Here is a 19,875-nt window from a genome sequence, read left to right as displayed (position 1 = left end):
CCGTCGGCAGCCCGCTCCACCACCCCACCCATGAGAGGAGGGCGGATGGCATCCCCGTCCACCACCCCGCGGCCCACGGACGCGGGCGGTCCGCGACCCGTCCTGGAAGCCCAGGGCATCCGCAAGCAGTTCCCGGGCGTGCTCGCCCTCGACGGAGTCGCCCTGCGGCTCTTCCCCGGTGAGGTGCACGCCCTGATGGGCGAGAACGGCGCCGGGAAGTCCACCTTGATCAAGGTGCTCACCGGTGTGCACCCCGCCGACGGCGGCACCCTCGTGGTCGACGGCCGGCCCCACACCTTCGCGGACCCCCTCCAGGCGCAGCGGGCCGGAATCAGTACCGTCTACCAGGAGGTGAACCTCTGCCCGAACATCTCGGTCGCCGAGAACATCCTCATCGGGCGCGAACCGCGCCGGTTCGGTCTCATCCACTGGTCCGCGATGCGGCAGCGGGCGGCCGAGCTGCTGACGGAACTGGATCTCGACCTGGACGTCACCAGTCTGCTCGATGCGCATTCCCTGGCGGTGCAGCAACTGGTCGCCATCGTCCGGGCGGTGGACGTCTCGGCGAAGGTGCTCGTGCTGGACGAACCCACCTCCAGCCTGGACCGCGAGGAGGTCGCCCAGCTCTTCACCCTGGTGCGGCGCCTGCGGGACCGCGGTGTGGCCATCCTGTTCGTCACGCACTTCCTCGACCAGGTATTCGACCTCTGCGACCGCGTCACCATCCTGCGGGGCGGCCAACTGGAGGGCGAGTACCCCATCGGGGAACTCACGCCGGTGACGCTGGTACAGCGCATGATCGGCGGAGAACTGGCCACCCTCGACCAGCTGTCCGGCCGTGCCCACGAGGAGGCGGCCGAACGGGCGGCCGGCGAGCCGTTCCTCCAGGCGCGACAGCTGACCCGCACGGGCTCGATCGAGCCGTACGACCTCGACATCCATGCCGGCGAGGTCATCGGACTGGCCGGCCTGCTGGGCTCGGGCCGCACCGAGGTGGCGCGCCTCCTGTTCGGCGCGGACAGCGCGGACTCCGGAGAAGTGAGCATCGAGGGCGAGAAGGTGGTCCTGCGCACCCCCCGCCACGCCATCGCCCGGGGCATCGCGTTCTGCTCCGAGAACCGCAAGTCCGAGGGACTGGTGGGCGAGCTCACGGTCCGCGAGAACATCATCCTCGCCCTGCAGGCCGCCCGCGGCTGGACCAGGCCGCTGGCCCGGGCGAAACAGGACGAACTGGCGCGGCACTGGATCGAAGCCCTCGACATCCGCCCCGGCGACCCCGAAGCGCAGGTACGCCACCTCAGCGGAGGCAACCAGCAGAAGGTCCTGCTGGCGCGTTGGCTGCTGACCGCCCCCCGGCTCCTGATCCTCGACGAACCCACCCGGGGCATCGACATCGGGGCCAAGGCGGAGATCCAGAAACTCGTGGCCCGCCTGGCGGGCGAAGGCACCTCCGTGCTGTTCATCTCGGCGGAACTCGAAGAGGTCCTGCGCCTGAGCCACCGCATCGCCGTGCTCCGCGACCACCGCATGGTGGCCACCCTCGCGAACGATGACACCGTCACGCCCGAACGCCTCCTCACGACCATCGCCACCGGAACGGACTCATGACCACCCAGCCCGCCAAGTCCGAGGCGGCCGGCGGAGTCGGGAGACGACTGGCCGGCCACCGCCTGCTGTGGCCCGCGCTCATCCTGCTCGCCCTGCTCCTCGGCAACCTCGCGTTCCACCACGACTTCTTCTCCGTCCGCATACGCGACGGCCACCTCTACGGCAGCCTCATCGACATCCTGCAGTTCGGTGCGCCCCTCATCCTGGTGGCGCTCGGCATGACCCTGGTCATCGCCACCCGCGGGATCGACCTCTCGGTGGGTTCCACCGTCGCCATCGCCGGCGCCCTCGCCTGCGGGCACATCTCCACCGCCGCACATCCCGGCAGCGTCGCCACCATGCTCACGGCCGTCGCCCTCGCGCTCGGCGTCGCCCTCGTGCTCGGCGTGGCCAACGGTTTCCTGGTGTCCGGGCTGGGGGTGCAGCCCATCGTGGCCACCTTGATCCTCATGGTCGCGGGCCGCGGTGTCGCCCAGCTGATCACCGACGGCCAGATCATCACCGTGACCAGTGCCCCGTACAAGATGATCGGCGGCGGCTACTGGCTGACCTTCCCCTTCGCCGTCCTTCTGGCGGCCGTCCTCGTCGCGCTCACCGCCTTCGTCACCCGTCGCAGCGCGCTCGGCATGCTGATCGAGTCCGTGGGCGGCAACCCCGCGGCCAGCCGCCTGGTCGGTATCCGCGCCGGCGGTCTGCTCGCCCTGGTCTACGTCTTCAGCGCGCTGTGCGCCGCCGTCGCCGGGCTGATGATCAGCTCCAACGTCTCCAGTGCCGACGGCAACAACGCCGGCCTGTGGATCGAACTCGACGCGATCCTCGCCGTCGTCGTCGGAGGCACCGCCCTGACCGGAGGACGCTTCTCCCTCGGCGGCACCGTGCTGGGCGCCCTGATCATCCAGACCCTGTCCACCACCGTGTACACCCTCGGTGTCCCGCCCGAGACCACCCTCGTCTTCAAGGCCTTCGTCGTCATCGTCGTCTGCCTCGTGCAGTCCCCGGTCTTCCGGGCCAAGGTCCTGCGCCGCCGCGGGACGACCACTCCCCGACCCCACACCACGGCGGGCGCCGCCCCGCAGCAGCAGGAGGCAGGCGCATGAGTACCGGCATCGCGAGCGCCGCCGCGCACCTCACCCGCCCCTTCGCGACCGTGTCCCCGCGCACCCGCACCCGTATCCCACTGATCGTCACGGCCGTCCTGCTGGTCGTCATGTTCGGCGTCGGATCGGTGCGCTACGAGGGCTTCCTCTCCGCGCAAGTCGTACTGAACCTGCTGATCGACAACGGATTCCTCCTGGTCGTCGCGGTCGGAGCGACCTTCGTCATCCTCACCGGCGGCATCGATCTGTCCGTCGGCTCCATGGTGGCCCTGTCGACCATGCTCACCGCCTGGCTGGTCGAATCGCACGGCTGGCCCCTGGCCGCCGTCATTCCACTGGTCCTGCTGGCCGGCGCCGCGAGCGGGACGCTCATGGGCTGGATCATCCACACCTTCGAGATCCAGCCGTTCATCGTGACCCTGGCGGGCATGTTCCTCGCCCGCGGGCTCTGCTACACGATCAGCACGGAATCCATCACGATCAACGACCCCACCACGAAGGGAATCGCGCAGACCCGGCTGTACGGCCCGGGGGGACTGTTCGTCTCGATCCCCGTGGTCATCGCCCTGGCCGTGCTGGTGATCGCCTTCGTCGTACTGCACCACACGCGCTTCGGCCGCAACGTGTACGCGCTGGGCGGCAACGAGTCCTCCGCACGCCTGATGGGTCTTCCGGCGGGCTCCACCAAGATCGCCGTGTACGCCGTCAGCGGCCTGTGCTCCGCACTCGGCGGCCTGCTGTTGACCTTCTACATGCTCTCCGGCTACGCCCTCCACGCCATGGGCATGGAACTCGACGCGATCGCCGCCACCGTGATCGGCGGCACTCTGCTGACCGGCGGTTCCGGCTTCGTCCTGGGCACCGCCCTCGGCGTGCTCGTCCTCGGCATGATCCAGACGGTCGTCAACTTCCAGGGCACGCTCAGCTCCTGGTGGACCCGGATCGTCATCGGCGCCCTGCTGCTCGTGTTCATCGTGCTGCAACGCCTGATGAGCGGCCGCCGCCCGGCCGCCGACTGACCCCGGCTCCGGCTCCGTAGCCCATCAGCCCGTGCCACCGCGTTCGCGCGCCGCGATCACAGCCCGCCTCCCGGCGCGCCCTCCGGTGGACCGACTTCCAGGGAAACTGCCATGGAAAACGCATGCGAATCCGTCGATCAGGCCGCCGAACCCACGCGGACTGCCGCCTGTCCGCGGACGGTCCGCCCCCTGCGCCTGGATGATGAAGGACCGGGGGAGAGGTGGCGGTTCGGCTTCCCCGGCCGGGCCTGCGCGGAGGTCCACACGCGCGGCGCCCGCCTCCATTCCCTGATCCTGCCGGACCGCTGGGGCCACACCGCCGATGTGGTGCTCGCCGCCCGCGACCCCGGCGCCTGCGAGGGCTCCGCACGCTATTTCGGTGCGACGGTGGGCCGTTACGCCAACCGGATCGCCGGCGGCCGGCTCGTCGTCGACGGCGTCACCCACCGGCTCGCCACCCAGGAGACCGGGCACACCCTGCACGGCGGTCCCGACGGGTTCGACCAGCGTGTGTGGCGGTGCGAACCCTTCCACTCCGCGCACCGCACCGGTGTCCGTCTGTTCCTGCACAGCCCCGACGGCGACCAGGGATTCCCCGGCGCCCTCAACGTCCGCGTCACCTACACGCTGGACCGGGACGACAACCTGACCCTGTCGTACCAGGCGGTCGCCGACGCGCCGACGATCGTCAACCTCACCAACCACGCCTACTGGAACCTCGAAGGGGAGGGGCGCGGCAACGTCCTGGCCCACCACCTCCAGGTCGAGGCACCCCTCCACACCCCCGTCGACAGAGAGTTGATCCCCGACGGCCCCCACCGCTCGGTCAGCGGCACGCCGTTCGACCTCCGCCGGCCCCGGCGGCTCTCCGACGTGCTGACCCATACGGATGCGCAACTGGCCCTCGCCGGTGGTGGCTTCGACCACAACTGGGTCCTCGACGGCGCCCGGCGAGCCCGGCCCCGCAAGGCCGCCGTGCTGTACGCCCCCGCATCCGGCCGCCGGATGGACGTGCTCACCACGGAACCGGGCATCCAGGTCTACACCGCCCAAGGCCTGACCGGTGACATCACGGGCAAGGGAGGCAGGCCCTACCAGGCCTACGCGGGGGTCGCGCTGGAAACCCAGCACTTCCCGGACTCACCGAACCGCCCCGACTACCCGACGGTCCTGCTGCGCCCGGGCGAGCTGTACCGGTCCACCACGATCCACAGTTTCACCACGGTCACCGCCTGAGAGGGGGGCGCCGGTCATCGCCGCTGTCCGGTGCCGCGGGGGCACCGGACAGCGGCTTTCGTGCCCGGTACCCCGGTACCCCGGTACCGCAAGGGCACCGGGCGGGTGGGGATCAGGTGGGGGTCATGCCCCGGGGGAAGTGATCCTGCGGGCCGTGCTGGCGCGCACGATGAGCTCGGGCGCCACGACCAGGTGCGTCGACTCGTCCGTCCGGCCTTCGATGTGGTCCAGGAGCAGCCCGATGCTGTCGCGGCCGATCGAGGCGAAGTCCTGACGGATCGTCGTCAGCGGGGGCGGGAAGAACTCGGCCTCGGGGATGTCGTCGAAGCCGGCGACCGCCACGTCCTCCGGCGTGCGCAGGCCCGCCTCGCGCAAGGCTCGTAGGACACCGAGGGCCATCTGGTCGTTGGCGACGAACACCGCGGTGAGGCCCGCTCCCCGCCCTCGTGACGCCCGGAACCGGCCCGCGAGCTGCTGGCCGGCCTGGTATCCCGACAGCGCACTCCAGTCGCCGCGCAGCAGGGGCGGCACCTCGGCGCCGGCATCTCGGAGCGCGTCCTCCCATCCCTGGGTGCGGGCCTCGCTCTCAAGCCAGTCGGGAGGGCCCGCGACATGCCACACGGTGGCGTGGCCCGAAGCGAGGAGATGTTCCGTGATCATGCGAGCGCCGAGGCTCTGGTCCAGCGACACCCCCGGCAGGTCGAGGGTGTGGCCGCCTTCCACGGTGACCACCGGGCACGGTGCTTCCAATGCGGCCAGGGCCCTCACCGCGGCGCGTTGGGGAGTGACGGCGACGATCCCCTCCACGCCCCACCCGGCGAGGTGCTGCATGGCTTCGGCGAGGGCCGTCTGCGTGGCGGTCCGAAGTGTGACGGCGGACGTCAGATAGCCGCGGTCCCGAGCCGCCTCTTGAACCCCCGCCACGGTGCTGGCGGGCCCGTGCAGAGTGGTGTTCACCGCGATGACACCCAGCGTGTGGGTCCGGCGAGTGGCCAGGGCGCGGGCTGCCGAGTTGCGGCGGTACCCCAGCTGCTCGATGACCAGCGTCACGGCGGCCCGGGTCTTGGCGCTGACGTTCGGGTGGGCGCTGAGCACCCGCGAAACGGTCTGATGGGACACGCCGGCGACGCGTGCCACGTCCGTCATGGTGGGCGCTCGCGAGACGTCTGGGAGCTGGGTCAACTCTCTTCCTTTCCTCATCGAGCGGCCTTCCCTCAGGGTATCGAACCAGCCGCGGCCCGCACATGTCTCGGACCGACCGGGAGTCATGTCGACCAGGGTCGATGTGGGCGTTCACATTATGCAGCGTTGGTCGCATGATGTGGGCACGAATCTTCTCGTACCTCTTGAGTTTAATGCTTGTTAGCGTTAACAATTCGATCGGGGCAGCCGGGTGGGTGGGATGGCTGCGACAGCGCAGCCGTGATGCCCGGTGCGGCCCCCGAACAGTCCAGCCCGCTCATGCGCGACCGCGGGGCCGGCGGGAAGCCGGTCCCGGAGAAACCGCCGCGCATGCCAGACAGACGGTGAGAGCGTAGTGAGCGAGACCATTCTCAAGGACCTCCGTCGAGAGGTCCTCGCGGCCAACCTGCGCATCCCGGAGGCCGGGCTGGCCACCCTCACCTGGGGAAACGTCAGTGGAGTGGATCGAGACGCCGGCGTCTTCGTCATCAAGCCGTCCGGGGTGTCCTACGCCGACCTCACCGAGGATGACCTGGTGGTGGTGGCGCTGGAGGACGGGCGGGTCGTCGACGGACACCTCAGGCCGTCCACCGACACCGAAACCCATCGGTGCCTCTACCGGGCCTTCCCCTCCATCGGCGGCGTCACCCACACACACTCGACGCACGCCGTCGCCTTCGCCCAGGCGCGCCGCCCGATCCCCGTGCTCGGCACGACGCACGCCGACACCTTCAACGGGCCCGTCCCCGTGACGGCGGACCTCACCGCCGAGCAGTGCGCGCGGGACTACGAGTACAACACCGGACAGGTGATCGTCGCCCGGCTCGACGGCGACCCCCGCCGGGCCGACGAGGTCCCCGGCGCGCTCGTCTCCCGGCACGGCCCCTTCACCTGGGGCGCCACCGCGAAGGCCGCGCTGGAGAACGCCATCGTCTGCGAGGCCGTGGCGGAGATGGCGCTGCACACGCTGGCGCTCGGCTCCCGCCTCGGAGACACCTCCGAACCGCCGAGGCATCTGCTGGAGCGGCACTTCACCCGCAAGCACGGACCGGACGCCTATTACGGCAACGCCCCTCACACCCCTCACGCCCCGGGCGTCTGAGGCCGCGCACCGCCTCGCGACGCGGTTCGGTCTCGTGATGCGGTTCGGTCAACTACCGGTTCTGGCCGGTGACTTGACGGGTCCTTCCGGTGCCTGGCTTGATTGGGAGCGCTCCCACTCCGCCCCTCCACCGAGGAAGGCTTCACCGTGCCTCCTGTCACCTCCGCCCGCGGCGTGCCACGTCGCGCGGCCGCCGTGCTCGCCGGCTTCGCGCTGGCGGTCGGCGGCCTGTCCGCGACCGCCCTGACCGTTCCGGTCGCGGCCGCCGCGACCGTGGCCGCCGCTGCCGAGACGCCCGTACGGGTCAACCAGCTCGGCTACCTGCCCGACGGCCCCAAGCGGGCCACCGTGGTCAGCTCCGCGACCGCACCGCTCGCCTGGCAACTGCGCGACGCCTCCGGCGCGGTGGTGGCCTCGGGCGCCACCACGGTACGCGGCGCCGACCAGGCGTCCGGCCAGTCCACGCACCTGGTGGACTTCGGCGCGTACACCGCCGCCGGCACCGGCTTCACCCTGGTTGTCGACGGCCGGGCGAGCCATCCCTTCGACATCTCCGCGTCGCTGTACGACGGACTGCGCGCCGACAGCATGTCGTTCTTCTACCAGCAGCGCAGCGGCATCGCGATCGACGCCGCGCTGGTGGGCGGCAGCGCGTACGCCCGCCCCGCCGGGCACCTGGGCGTCGCCCCGAACAAGGGCGACACCGGCGTCCCCTGCCAGGCCGGGGTGTGCGACTACCAACTGGACGTGCGCGGCGGCTGGTACGACGCGGGCGACCAGGGCAAGTACGTGGTCAACGGCGGCATCTCCGTCTGGGAGATGGTCAACTCCTTCGAACGGGCCCGCCGTTCGGACGGCGAAGCGGCGCTCGGCGACGCGACGCTGCGGGTGCCGGAGCGCGGCAACGGGACGCCGGACGTGCTGGACGAGGCCCGCTGGGAACTGGAGTTCCTGCTGCGGATGCAGGTCCCGGCCGGGAAGCCGATGGCCGGGATGGCCTTCCACAAGATGCACGACGCCCAGTGGACCGCCCTACCGACGCGGCCCGAACTCGATGTTGAGCAGCGGGAGTTGCACAAGCCGTCGACCGCCGCGACGCTGAACCTGGCGGCCTCGGCCGCGCAGTGTGCCCGGGTGTACGCGCCGTACGACGCCCCGTTCGCCGCGCGCTGCCTGGACGCGGCCCGCCGCGCCTGGACGGCCGCCAGGGCCAACCCGAACGTGCTCGCGCTGGCGAGCGACAACACCGGCGGCGGTGCGTACGAGGACGCCGACGTCTCCGACGAGTTCTACTGGGCGGCGGCGGAACTCCTCGCCACCACCGGTGAGTCGCAGTACCGGGACGCCGTCACCTCCTCCCCGCACCACACCAAGCCCGTCGACGCGTTCTGGTGGGGCGGCACCGCGACGCTCGGCCGCATCACCCTCGCCACCGTCCCCGGCGTTGCCCTGCCCGCCGACGATGTGACCCGGCTGCGCGGCCTGCTGGCCACCGCCGCCGATGGTCACCTGTCCACCATGGCCGGACAGGGCTACGCGGTGCCGCTCCCCGCCACCGGGTACGTATGGGGCTCCAACAGCTCCGTCACCAACAACGCGATGGTGCTGGCCGTCGCGTACGAGATCACCGGGCAACAGCGCTACCGCGCCGGAGCGTTGGAGTCCCTGGACTACCTGCTCGGCCGCAACGCGCTCGACCTCTCCTACGTCACCGGCTACGGCGACCGCTATTCCGAGAACCAGCACCACCGGTTCTGGGCGCACCAGAACGACGCCTCGCTGCCGCACCCGCCTGCCGGTTCCTTCGCGGGAGGGCCGAACGCCGGGCTGGAGGACCCCGTGGCCAAGGAGAAGCTCGCGGGCTGCGCACCCGCGGCGTGCTATGTGGACGACATCGGCTCGTACTCCACCAACGAGGTGGCCATCAACTGGAACGCCTCGCTGGCCTGGCTGGCGGCCTTCGCGGCTGAGCGGCGCGGTGCCCCGGCGGCGCCCGTGGTCCAGGTGGCACCGGCGGCCGTGACGGTCCCGGAGGGCGGCTCGGCGCCGGTGGGCGTGCGGCTCTCGGCCGCGCCCGCGCAGAACGTGACGGTGACGGTGGCCCGGAACTCCGGCGACGAGGACCTGTCGGCAACCGCGACCCTGGTGTTCACCCCGGCCAACTGGGCGACGGCGCAACAGGTTTCGATCCTCGCCGCACAGGACGCCGACGCGTCGTCGGGCAGCGCGACCTTCACGGTCGGTGGTCCTGGCGTGCAGTCGGCGACGTTCACGGCGACGGAGGCCGACGACGACGCGTCGGCGGCCTCCTGCACGGTGGCGTACCGGATCGACAACGCCTGGGGCAACGGTTTCACGGCGACGGTGACCGTGAGGAACACCGGAACCTCGACGCTCTCCGGCTGGACCCTCGGCTGGAGCTTCACGGGTGATCAGCGGATCAGCAACGGCTGGAACGCCACGGTGACCCAGTCGGGCAGCACGGTCACGGCCCGGGACGCCGGATGGAACGGGACGCTGGCGCCGGGCGGCAGCGTGGGCTTCGGCTTCCAGGCGACGAATTCGGGCACCAACGCGATCCCGGCGCGCTACACGCTCAACGGTGCGCTCTGCTCGTGAGCCGCGACGGAGTGGAGCCAGGATCATCCTGGCTCCACTCCATGGCGCGGGCCTGTCACTGACCTTCGCCGTGGCAGGTCGTCAGGTGCGGGTCCAGCGCTGGTTGCTGCCGCCCGAGCAGGAGTAGAGCTGGATCAGGGTGCCGTTGGCGGTGCCGGTGCCGGCGGCGTCCAGGCAGAGGCCGGACTGGACTCCGACGATGGATCCGTCGGAGTTGAGGCGCCACTTCTGGTTGTCGCCTCCCCAGCAGCTGTAGATCTGGACCTTGGCGCCGTTGCCGGTGCCGGCGGCGTCCAGGCACTTGTCGCCGTAGACCTTGAGTTCGCCTCCGGCCGTGTACGACCACTGCTGGTTCGTGCGGTTGTTGCAGTCCCACAGGTTGAGCTGGGTGCCGTCGGTGGTACTGGTACCGGGTACGTCCAGGCAGCGGCCCGAACCGACGCCCTTGATCTGACCGGAACCGGGCGTGGGGGTCGGAGTGGGGGTGGAGGAGCCGGCGTTGAGTGCGCCCAGCACGGAGGTGTAGGCCGGCTTCTTGTTGCCGTTGCCGTCGAACAGCAGCGGCGATTGCTCCGACCGCCAGGAGTCGGTGTCGCGCACACCCCAGACGGTGATGCCGAGGCAGCGCGTGACGGCGAGGCAGTCGTTGGTCACGTTGGCGTAGGTCGTGGCCGAGGCGCCCTGGATGTCGAGTTCGGTGACGGCCACGTCGACGCCGAGGGCGGCGAAACTCTGCAGGGTGGTGCGGAAGTTGCTGTTGTACGGGCTGTCGTTGTTGAAGTGGGACTGGAAGCCGACGCAGTCGATCGGCACGCCGCGCTGCTTGAAGTCCCGGACCATGGAGTACACGGCCTGGGTCTTGGCCCAGGTCCAGTTCTCGACGTTGTAGTCGTTGTAGCAGAGCTTGGCGGCCGGGTCGGCGGCGCGCGCGGTGCGGAAGGCGACCTCGATCCAGTCGTTGCCGGTGCGCTGCAGGTTGGAGTCGCGCCGGGCTCCCGAACTTCCGTCGGCGAAGGCCTCGTTCACGACGTCCCACTGGGCGATCTTGCCCTTGTAGTGGGCCATCACGCCGTTGATGTGGTTGGTCATCGCCTGGCGCAGCGCGCTGCCGCCGAGGTTCTGCATCCAGCCGGGCTGCTGGGAGTACCAGGCCAGAGTGTGGCCTCGTACCTGCTTGCCGTTCTGCACGGCCCAGTTGTAGACGCGGTCACCGGCGGCGAAGTTGAACTGGCCCTGCTGGGGTTCGGTGGCGTCGATCTTCATCTCGTTCTCGGGCGTCACCATGTTGAACTCGCGGCCCGCGATCGCCGTGTACGCCGAGTCGCCCAGCCTGCCCGAGGCGACGGCGGTACCGAAGTAACGGCCGCTCTGCGCCGCCGCGCCACCGAGCGTGCTCTCGGCGGCGTGTGAGGCGAGTGGAGCCACCAGTATGGCGGCCGAACCGAGGACGCCGGCGACCAGCGCCGTACGAAGAATTCCGATCTTCCGGCGGACGGTGGATGGGGGAATGGCATTCGAGCCCATGAAAGAGCCTCCAGGACAGAAATCACGGAAGGATGGGAGCGCGGTAGGACGAATCCGCGTGAATGACGCCCGCGTCCATTGATGAAGGACACTCACCGGTCAGGGTGTGAAGACCCAAGGCCGGCACGCGGCACCCGGCACCCGACACCCGGACACAGACGGGGGGTATCGCCTCGGGCCTCAGTCTGGAAACACCGCCGAAACATGTCAAGACTTTCGAAAGGGTTTCGAGAATTCAACCCCTCCGAATAGCCAAATAGCCGCTTTTCATAGCGCGATCCTCATCGAAAATATTTCGATGAGGATCGCGCTGCAACGGGTATTTCCTGCCGTTCGCATCTCCGGTCAGCGCAGGGTCGTGTTGAACTCCAGTGCCGGGTCGGCGTTGCGGACGAGGGACTTGGCCTGCTCCGGCCACCACACACCGGCCGCGGGATCCACGACGCCGTACTCCGGGTCGATGGTGCCGCCCGGGATGCTGCGGTTGCACTGGCCGTCGGACTGGCCGACGGTCTTGATCCACAGGTAGGCGTCCACGAGCGGGACGCGGGTGTTCGCGGTCGGCCGGGCGCCGATGCCCCGATCGGGAGCGTTGCACCAGGTTTGCGGATCGCCGCTGTACTTGCCTGCAGGCGGGGTCCAGGCGCCCCGGCCGTCGCGGCTGGTGTCCACGACGAGGTGGGTGAGCTCCTGTGCGGGCGGGGAGCCGACGTTCTGCTGGAACCACAGGTCGGTCCAGTGCCAGGTGGACGGGTCGTCCACGTTCACCGAGTTTCCCGGCTGCCCGTCGTTCGGTGCCGCGGGGGAGTAGTACTGGCTCGGGCACCAGTCGGGGTGCCCCTTGGCCCAGTCAGGGCCCTTGGTGGCGAACCACAGGCACTGGGAGACCCAGGTGCCGTAGTGGGTGGACAGATCGGTGGCCAGGTGGTTCGAGACGTTCAGCGAGAAGCCCTGGGTGCGGGTGACACCGGCCTGGAGGAGGCGCCCCGCGGCGTCGCCGACGCCGCGCCAGTGGCTGTTGCCGGCGTCCAGGTAGACGACGCTGTTCGGCTGCCGCTCCAGGGCGTCGATCGCGTGGTTGAGGTCGGCGAAGCGTCCCGTGGTGATCGCGCCGGTGGGGTCGCTGCCGGGCCCGCAGTCGGACGGGAGGTTGGCCAGCCCGTCCGGTTCGAGGACGACGACGGCCTTGCTGCGGCCGATCCCCCGGGCGAAAGCGCTGATCCAGGCCTGGTAGTCGGCGTCCGACCGCGCACCGCCGGAGGAGTACTGGGAGCAATCGCGCAGCGGGATGTCGTAGGCCACCAGGACAGGAACCGTCCGGGTTCGCTCGGCCCGGCGCACCAGATCGCGCACGCGGGATTCGACCTGCTCCGGGGTGCCGTCGGTGAACCAGGCGGCCTCCGGCCAACTGGCCAGCTCGGCCATGGACTTGGCGCCCTCGAAGTCTCGATGGAGGAGGTCGGTGACGGCCTGGTGGGCCGCGTCGCCGTCGGGGTCGACGTAAAAGCGGGTGTTCGCGGGAAGCATGTGGGAGGCCGGCGCGGAGCTCGCCTCGGCAGAGGCCGGGGCGACGGCGCTGAGGAGCAGGGTGAGTACGCTCGCTGCCAGGAGTAATCGGTGCGGGGGGATGCGCACGGGGTTCCTTCGGTGAGGGAGGGAAGCGGCGGGTCAGTAGCCGTAGATCATCTTGTAGGCGACCTCCGGCAGGAACTGTCCGGCCGAGGAGCCCGCCCCGACGCCGCAGTTGCCGTCGGACTCGCCGGGGATCTTGATCCACAGCAGCATCTCGGCGCCGCCGCCGCGCTGGGTGGGGGTGCCGATCCGGCGGCCGGCGGGATTGCACCACTGGCCGTTGGAACCGTTGCCGTTGCGGCTGGTGTCGACGACGAACGGCTTGGTGTAGCCGTAGGAGCTCAAGGCGGAGTTGACCGCGTTGCCGTAGGAGCTGTTCTGGTCGTTGGTGAAGTAGTTGGAGACGTTCAGTACGAAGCCGCGGGCCCCGCCGACCCCGGCGCCGGCGAGCTGCTGCGCCATGGTCGAGGCGCCGATCCAGCCGGGGTTCCCGGCGTCGAGGTAGACCCAGGTGTTGGGTGCCTTGGCATTGAACTGGGCGATCGCGTTCTTCAGCATGGCGTTGCGCTCGGCGATCTGAGCAGCGGTCATGCAGCTCTCGTGGCCGAGCGCGTCGGGTTCGAGGACGACGACGGCCGGGCGGCTGCCGATGCCACTGGCGAAGGCGGCGATCCAGGCGTCGTACGCCGCGCGGCTTCCGGCGCCGCCGCCGGACTGACCGGCGCAGATGTCCCGGTTGGGGATGTTGTACGCGACCAGGATCGGCAACTTGTCGGCGGAGTCCGCGCGGCCGACGTAGGCGCCGGTGGCAGTGCCGATGTCGCCGCTCCAGTTGCCGAACCAGCGGGCCGCCGGGGTGTTGGCGATGGACGTCCGGATCGCCGCCGACCGCCCGTCGCCGGGGTTCGCATTGGTCCACCGCAGGGCGGAGTTGTCGGGGTCGGCGTAGAAGCCGCTGGTCATGGTGGTCGGGTCGGCGGCGTACGCCGGGCCGGCGTTGATCAGGGCGAGAGCGGCGGTGAGGGCACCGGCCAGCAGGGCGGATGCGGCTCGGACGGACTTGCGCATGGTTCTTCCTCCGGTGGGGGTGGGGAAGTGGAAGCGCTTCCAGTTTTGGTGTGGGGTCGGGTCGCGCTGATGGGATGATTGGTGTCGTTGCCGGGGTGTGTCAAGTGGTTGAACACAGGATTACCGCCGTGGCCGGTATGGCGTCATTGGTTGGAAGCGCTACCGGATCGAGACCATGGGCGGCATCCGCATGCGGGTCCGAAGTCGGGGCGGTGATGGAATCATGGCCGATGTTCGATGTTCGATGTTCGCCGACCGCGTGAGCCCGAGGAGCAGTTCTTCCATGGAGCCGTCACCCAAGCGCATGCCGACTCTCGACGAGGTGGCCGCACGCGCCGGCGTGTCGCGCACGGCGGCCTCCCGGGTGATCAACAACGCCCCGCACGTCAGCCGCGCCAAGCGGGAGGCGGTCCAACGGGCGGTGCGCGAGCTGGATTTCGTGCCCAATCCGTCCGCGCAGGCCCTCGCGAACCGCCGGGTCGGAGCGGTGGTGCTGGCGGTCTCCAGCGACGAACCGGGGCTGTTCGCGGACCCGTTCTTCGCGGAGGTCATCGTCGGCGTCAGCGAGGCGCTGGAGCAGACCGAACTGGAACTGATCCTGCTGCTGGCCAACACCCCGCGCGGCCGGGAGAGGTTCGAGCGGCTGCTGCGCTCCCGCCGGGCCGACGGCGTCATGCTGATGGCGCTGCGGGGGGACGATCCGCTGGGCCGCCTGGGCGAGGAGGTCGATCTCCCCGTCGTCTTCGGCGGACTCCCGCTCATCGGGGAACCCACGTGGTACGTGGACGCCGACAACCGGGGCGGTGCCCGCCTGGCCGCCGAGCACTTCGCGCGCACGGGCCGCCGACGGCCCGTCATGATCACCGGCCAGGTGGACGCCAGGGCCGCGGTCGCGCGGGAACAGGGGTTCACCGACGGTCTGACCTTGTCCGGCCTGCCGCTGCTCGGAGTTGAGCCCGGGCAGTTCACCGAGGAGGGCGGCGCCAAGGCGATGGAGCGGCTGCTCCGGGCGCACCCCGATCCCGACGCGGTGTTCGCGGCCTCCGACGCGATGGCCATCGGCGCTCTGCGCACCTTGCGGGAACGCGGGCTGCGGGTGCCCGAGGACGTCGCGGTGATCGGCTTCAACGACCTGGCGAGCGCCCGGCACACCAGCCCGCCGCTGACCACCGTCCATCAGCCGGTACGGGCGCTGGGGCAGGAGATGGCCAGGATGCTGGTCAGTGCCATCGAAGGACACCGCCCCAGCCCGTTGATCCTGCCGACCCGCCTGACCGTGCGCGAGTCCGCCCCCGGTCTGCCTGCGCCCGCCTGACCGGCGGGCGCTTGCGGCAGGGTCGCAGGGTCAGATGAACCGCCACAGGTGGTCGTCGGTGCCGTTGTCGTCCCAGAGGACGGTCTGTGCTCCCTGGGCGGTGGAGGCGCCGGAGACGCCGAGGACGCGGCCGCTGTTGGCGCACTGGATCCGGAAGGTGTCGCCGCCGCCGTGGCGCAGGCGCCACCGCTGGTCGGCGGCGCCGGTGTCCGCCCACTGGGCGATCCGGGCGCCGTTGGCGGTGGCGCCGTTCTCCACGGCGAGGACCTTGCCGCTGTGGGAGTTGCGCAGGCGCAGGTGGCCGCCGGTGTCGACGACGGCCGTCCAGAGATGGTCGGCGGTGCCGCTGTCGTCCCACTGGATGGCGAGGCCGCCGTCGGCGGTGGACATGTCCCGCACACCGAGGACCCGCCCGCTGGCGACGTTCTGGATGCGCCTGGCGCCGTCGGGGACGAACTGCCACTGGCCGGCGGGGGCGCCGGTGTCGGGTACCTGTACGGCTGCGGCGCCGTTGGCGGTGGAGCCGCCTTCGATGCCGAGCAGCTTGCCGGTGTGGACGTTTTGAAGCTTGTGGTAGCCGTTGCCGGTGTCGACGACGGTCCACCGGTGGTCGGCGGTGCCGGTGTCGGCCCACTGGAGGACCGGGGCGTTGTCGGCGGTGGACATGTCCTGCACGCCGAGGACCTTGCCGCTGTTGAGGTTGCGCAGCCGCAGTGCGGTGCCGTCGACGAGGAGGAGCCAGTCGTGGTCGGCGGTGCCGGAGTCGGTCCACTGCAGAGCGAGGCCCCCGTCGGCGGTGGACATGTCCCGGATGCCGAGGACGAGTCCGCTGGCCGCGTTGACGAGACGGAAGCCGGGACCGCCGGTCCGCCAGTAGACGGTGTAGTTGAAACCCTGGGCGTCGTGGAACGGGCCGAGGCCGACCTTCGTTCCGTTGGCGGTGGCCGTGAAGGCGAGGGCGGTGCTGCTGGTCCGGGTGATCGAAGAGGGGTCCAGGGCCGGGAGGGAGGACAGTGTGGTGCTGCCGTAGTTGCCGGCGAGGATGGCGGGGCCGTAGGTGATCGCCGCGACGGCGGGGTTGTCGATGGCGGCCTGGAGTGCCACGCGCATGGGGAGCTTCACGGTGACGGTGTCGCCCGAGGCCCAGGAGCGGGTGAGGGTGGCGTAGGTGCCGGGGGTGGCCGTGACGCTCTGAGGGACGCCGTTGACGCTGACGGTGGCGCCCGAAGTCCAGCCGGGGATGCGGACGCGCATCGACCAGGTCCCGGCGACGCTGCCGGTGACCTTGAGCGTCGTGGTGTCGTCGGCCGGGTAGGAGGTGGTCTGGGTGATGGTGATGCCTCGCCGGGTCCAGTTCAGGACGGAGGGGAGGAACAGGTTCACGGTGAGGGTGGTGCTGCCGTCGTGGAAGTAGACGGAGTCCATCAGCTTGGTGTGGGACTCGACGCCCGTTCCCTGGCAGCACCAGAACGTGCCGTAGTCGGTGCTCCAGGTGCCGCCGCCCCACGCCGGGCCGACCCCGCGGCGGCCGCCCGGGTTGAGGGGCGTGAAGTAGGTGACGTGCCCGTGCGGGTCGGCCGGGTTCTGGGCGCCGATGACGTGGTTGAGCAGCACCTTCTCGTAGAAGTCGAAGTACGGCGCCCGGTCGGGGTCGAGCTGCCACAGTTCCCGGGTCAGCTTGAGCATGTTGTAGGAGTTGCAGAGTTCGCAGGTGTCGGTGACGAGGAACCCGGAGATGGCGTTCGGGGCCCGGAAGTGTTCCGCCTGGCTGTTGCCGCCGATGGCGTAGGTGTGCGAGGTGGTGCAGATCGTCCACGCGTTGGCGGCGATGTCGCGGTAGCGGGTCGTCCCGGTGGCCTTGTACTCGCGGACGGCTCCGATCCACTTGGGTACCTGCGTGTTGGCGTGCAGACCGTTCAGTTGGTCCTGGTTCGCGGCGAGGGGGTCGAAGACCGCCGCGTGGTCGAACCGTTGGGCGGTGGTCAACCAGCGTGCGTCGCCGGTCTGTTGGTGGAGGTCGGCCAGTACGTCGTTCATGCCGCCGAACTCGACGCCCAGCAACGACTGCATCGTGCTCCGGCTGAGCGCGGCGGTGCGCCGGTCGACCCAGCCGGCGAGCGCGAGGAGCACGTCGCGGGCCTGCGTGTTGCCGACGAGGCGCCACACGTCGAGCAGACCGGCCATGGTCTTGTGGACGCAGTAGTACGGGACGTTGCCGTTGGTCAGCGTGCCTGCTTCGAGGCTGGTGAAGTCGGCCTCGGGGAAGCCCGACAGGTAGCCGGCGGAGAAGCCCGCGGTGGAGTTGTTGGCCTGGCACTTGGCGAGTTCGGCCACCATGCGGTCGGCCTTGTCGCGGCAGGTGGTGTCCCCGACCGCGGCGTAGGCCTGGGCCCATGCCGTGAGGAAGTGGCCCTGCACGTGGGTGCGGAAGGGGAACGCCGGGTCGTCCCATCCTCCGGTCGGGGTCGCGGCGTTGGTGGAGAGCCGGTGGTTGGCGCGGAAGTTGTACAGCAGGCGGTCGACGTCGATGAAGCGGAGATAGGCCAGGGTGCGGTTCTGGTTGTCGAGCCAGCGGCTGCTGGTGAGCTGGACCTGACCCAGGTCGAACGGGAACGCCGACACTCCGACGTCGGACCTGACCGGGGCCGTCCGCGCCGCGGCGGAGCCGGTGGTGAACACGGGGCCGACAGCCGCGGCCACGGCCGCGACACCGGTCGCCTTGATCATGGCGCGGCGGCTGAAGGGGGGAACCGGCATGGCGAACTCCATGGTCCGTGAGAGATGAGGGTGCCGCGCACAAGGGCTGTCGGGCTTCGACCGGCGGCCGCGGGGTCGGTGGGGGCGGCCGTCTGCTGCGCACGAGTGTTAGCGCTCACAATTGACGTGTCAATACCTACGACGGGCGGCGCCGACAAGGCCGGCCCGCGCACCGCGCGCAGCTGCTCCGGGCGAGCCGGCAGGCGGCGGACGCGGACCGCCACCTGGTCGCGGAATCGGCGACGTCAGGGCCTGTCCGGCGGATCCAGTGGGCTCGGGCTCGGGTACGTGATGTCGAACCACGTGAAATGGGCCTGGCTGGTGGAGGGGACGCCGTTGGAGGTGGCGTAGAGGCCGAGCTGGATGCTGGTGAACAGCGGGGTGAGGAAGGTGGCTTCGACGGTGGTCAGGTCCTGCCAGGCGCCGTCGGGTGCCGCGTGGGCGAAGGTGTGGCTGAAGCCGCGGATGCGGACCCCCAGGCGAATGGGGCCCGGGGGGACGGGAACGCCGGCCAGGACCTCGGCCCCGCGATGGAGGCTGAGTCCTTCCGCGGTGCGGAGGAAGAGGAGATGGGTGTCGTCGTCGAGGACCACGGCGAGGCCCGCCTGTTCGTCCGGCGCGGCGGGGGTGAAGTGCAGTTCGGTGGAGACGTCGCAGACGGGCTGTTCCTGCGGGCGGGCCAGGAGGGACGGGGTGGTGCGTTCGCCGAGGCGTTCGGGGCGGAGCTGGAGGCGGAGCCCGTCGCCGGTGGTCCAGAACCGCTCCCGCGGTGTGCGCAGGCTGCTCCAGTCAGCGGAGAGCGTGGCGAAGTCGTCGTGGACGGGGCGGCGGAGGCCGGTGTGGACGACGGGGGAGAAGACCGGCCAGCCTGCGTCCCAGGTGATCCGGCTGAGGAAGGTCTCGCGGCCGAGGGCGGAGCCGGGGCGGACGCCCAGGAGGACGGCCCGCCAGTCGCCGTTCGGGGTCCGGACGAGGTCGGCGTGCCCGGTGCAGGTGACCGGGCCCTTGGCGGGCGGTAGCACCGGGTTGCCGGGGGCGCCCTCGTAGGGGCCGGTCACGCGGTCGGCGCGGGCGGCCACCACGCTGTGGTCCACATCGGTGCCGCCCTCGGCGGTGAGCAGGAGATAGCTGCCGCCGGTCCTGTAGAGGTGCGGGGCCTCCGACCATCGGGCGCCGGGGTGGCTTCCCGACCACAGGACGTGCTCGGGTCCCGTCAGCCGTCGTTCCCGGGGAAGGTATTCGCGCATCCAGATCTCGGTGCGGCCCGCGGCTTCGTCCACGACGCGTGCGGCGGTGAACCAGGCCCGGCCGTCCCCCTCGCCGTCGCCGTCCCCGTCGCCGTCGTCCGGCCCGTCCTCCGGCCCGTCGTCGAAGAACAGCGACGGGTCGAAGCCTTCGCCGTCCAGCCAGTGCGGCTCCGACCACGGCCCCGCCGGGTCGGTCGCCGTGACGACGAAATGACCGGGGCCGTCCATCAGCGTGCAGACGAGGTGGAAGACCCCGTCATGGTGCCGGATCGTCGGTGCGAACAGGCCCCGAGAGGGCTCGCACCCGTCGAGGTCGAGCTGGGACGCCCGGTCGAGCGCGGAGCCGATGCGCCGCCAGTTCACGAGATCGCGGCTGTGGAACACGGGAAGGCCCGGGAACCATTCGAAGCTGGACGTCACCAGGTAGTAGTCCGCTCCCACCCGGCAGACGGACGGGTCGGGCCGGAACCCGGGCAGTACGGGATCACCGAAGACGGGATCACCGAAGACGGTTTCACCGGACAACGCG

The 19,875-nt window shown here is 70.5% G+C and carries 13 protein-coding genes; 7 read left to right on the top strand and 6 right to left on the bottom strand.

Going from position 1 to position 19,875, the window contains the following annotated elements; all coding sequences use genetic code 11:
- The first annotated feature begins 45 nt into the window (after positions 1 to 45).
- The 4 genes from OHS33_RS03320 (at position 46) to OHS33_RS03305 (ending at position 4,960) form a co-directional block, all read left to right on the top strand.
- Positions 46 to 1,608, top strand: coding sequence for a sugar ABC transporter ATP-binding protein (locus OHS33_RS03320; RefSeq protein ID WP_330328864.1), 1,563 nt, complete (start codon positions 46 to 48; stop codon positions 1,606 to 1,608).
- Positions 1,605 to 2,705, top strand: coding sequence for an ABC transporter permease (locus OHS33_RS03315; protein ID WP_330328863.1), 1,101 nt, complete (start codon positions 1,605 to 1,607; stop codon positions 2,703 to 2,705). The genes OHS33_RS03320 and OHS33_RS03315 overlap by 4 nt, the downstream gene beginning before the upstream one ends.
- Positions 2,702 to 3,724 carry a galactofuranose ABC transporter, permease protein YjfF gene (gene yjfF / locus OHS33_RS03310; protein WP_330328862.1) on the top strand — a complete coding sequence of 341 codons (1,023 nt, stop codon included), beginning with the start codon at positions 2,702 to 2,704 and terminating at the stop codon, positions 3,722 to 3,724. The genes OHS33_RS03315 and yjfF overlap by 4 nt, the downstream gene beginning before the upstream one ends.
- A gap of 111 nt (positions 3,725 to 3,835) precedes the next feature.
- Positions 3,836 to 4,960: an aldose epimerase family protein gene (locus tag OHS33_RS03305; RefSeq protein WP_330328861.1), complete on the top strand. Its 1,125-nt coding sequence runs from the start codon at positions 3,836 to 3,838 to the stop codon at positions 4,958 to 4,960.
- Positions 4,961 to 5,083: 123 nt separating this feature from the next.
- On the opposite strand, the gene OHS33_RS03300 is transcribed toward OHS33_RS03305, so the two are convergent.
- On the bottom strand, positions 5,084 to 6,160 hold the full coding sequence (locus tag OHS33_RS03300) for a LacI family DNA-binding transcriptional regulator (RefSeq protein WP_443065202.1): 1,077 nt from the start codon (positions 6,158 to 6,160) through the stop codon (positions 5,084 to 5,086).
- 337 nt (positions 6,161 to 6,497) lie between these two features.
- Between OHS33_RS03300 and araD the strand changes: the two genes are divergently transcribed.
- Positions 6,498 to 7,244: an L-ribulose-5-phosphate 4-epimerase AraD gene (gene araD / locus OHS33_RS03295; protein WP_330328859.1), complete on the top strand. Its 747-nt coding sequence runs from the start codon at positions 6,498 to 6,500 to the stop codon at positions 7,242 to 7,244.
- Between the two features lie 147 nt (positions 7,245 to 7,391).
- Entirely contained in the window at positions 7,392 to 9,863 is a 2,472-nt protein-coding gene (locus tag OHS33_RS03290; protein WP_330328858.1) for a glycoside hydrolase family 9 protein, read from the top strand.
- Positions 9,864 to 9,944: 81 nt separating this feature from the next.
- Here OHS33_RS03290 and OHS33_RS03285 read toward each other — a convergent pair whose 3' ends face one another.
- The 3 genes from OHS33_RS03285 to OHS33_RS03275 form a co-directional block, all read right to left on the bottom strand.
- On the bottom strand, positions 9,945 to 11,387 hold the full coding sequence (locus OHS33_RS03285) for an endo-1,4-beta-xylanase (protein ID WP_330328857.1): 1,443 nt from the start codon (positions 11,385 to 11,387) through the stop codon (positions 9,945 to 9,947).
- Positions 11,388 to 11,732: 345 nt separating this feature from the next.
- Entirely contained in the window at positions 11,733 to 13,022 is a 1,290-nt protein-coding gene (locus OHS33_RS03280) for a glycoside hydrolase family 6 protein (protein ID WP_330328856.1), read from the bottom strand.
- Positions 13,023 to 13,055: 33 nt separating this feature from the next.
- The gene (locus OHS33_RS03275; RefSeq protein WP_330328855.1) at positions 13,056 to 14,027 is read right to left on the bottom strand and encodes a glycoside hydrolase family 6 protein; all 972 of its coding nucleotides are present in this window, start codon (positions 14,025 to 14,027) and stop codon (positions 13,056 to 13,058) included.
- Positions 14,028 to 14,310: 283 nt separating this feature from the next.
- On the opposite strand from OHS33_RS03275, the gene OHS33_RS03270 reads away from it, so the two are divergent.
- Positions 14,311 to 15,342 (top strand): LacI family DNA-binding transcriptional regulator, encoded by a 1,032-nt coding sequence (locus tag OHS33_RS03270; protein WP_330328854.1) that lies wholly within the window; start codon positions 14,311 to 14,313, stop codon positions 15,340 to 15,342.
- 30 nt (positions 15,343 to 15,372) lie between these two features.
- Here the strand turns inward: OHS33_RS03270 and OHS33_RS03265 are convergent, their stop codons facing one another.
- Positions 15,373 to 18,099, bottom strand: coding sequence for a beta-L-arabinofuranosidase domain-containing protein (locus OHS33_RS03265; protein WP_443065201.1), 2,727 nt, complete (start codon positions 18,097 to 18,099; stop codon positions 15,373 to 15,375).
- 245 nt (positions 18,100 to 18,344) lie between these two features.
- Positions 18,345 to 19,871, bottom strand: coding sequence for a glycoside hydrolase family 43 protein (locus OHS33_RS03260; protein WP_330328852.1), 1,527 nt, complete (start codon positions 19,869 to 19,871; stop codon positions 18,345 to 18,347).
- Between the last annotated feature and the right edge of the window lie 4 nt (positions 19,872 to 19,875).

The organism is Streptomyces sp. NBC_00536, assembly GCF_036346295.1.
Classification (GTDB): domain Bacteria; phylum Actinomycetota; class Actinomycetes; order Streptomycetales; family Streptomycetaceae; genus Streptomyces.
Note: the sequence above shows the minus strand (reverse complement) of the source record. Positions and strands in the feature narration are given on the sequence as shown.

Excerpts from the sequence above, each read along its gene's own strand:
- OHS33_RS03320 (WP_330328864.1), top strand. The coding sequence starts at position 46 with ATGGCATCCCCGTCCACCACCCCGCGGCCCACGGACGCGGGCGGTCCG.
- OHS33_RS03315 (WP_330328863.1), top strand. The coding sequence starts at position 1,605 with ATGACCACCCAGCCCGCCAAGTCCGAGGCGGCCGGCGGAGTCGGGAGA.
- yjfF (WP_330328862.1), top strand. The coding sequence starts at position 2,702 with ATGAGTACCGGCATCGCGAGCGCCGCCGCGCACCTCACCCGCCCCTTC.
- OHS33_RS03305 (WP_330328861.1), top strand. The coding sequence starts at position 3,836 with ATGGAAAACGCATGCGAATCCGTCGATCAGGCCGCCGAACCCACGCGG.
- OHS33_RS03300 (WP_443065202.1), bottom strand. The coding sequence starts at position 6,160 with ATGAGGAAAGGAAGAGAGTTGACCCAGCTCCCAGACGTCTCGCGAGCG.
- OHS33_RS03285 (WP_330328857.1), bottom strand. The coding sequence starts at position 11,387 with ATGGGCTCGAATGCCATTCCCCCATCCACCGTCCGCCGGAAGATCGGA.
- OHS33_RS03275 (WP_330328855.1), bottom strand. The coding sequence starts at position 14,027 with ATGCGCAAGTCCGTCCGAGCCGCATCCGCCCTGCTGGCCGGTGCCCTC.
- OHS33_RS03270 (WP_330328854.1), top strand. The coding sequence starts at position 14,311 with ATGGAGCCGTCACCCAAGCGCATGCCGACTCTCGACGAGGTGGCCGCA.
- OHS33_RS03265 (WP_443065201.1), bottom strand. The coding sequence starts at position 18,099 with ATGCCGGTTCCCCCCTTCAGCCGCCGCGCCATGATCAAGGCGACCGGT.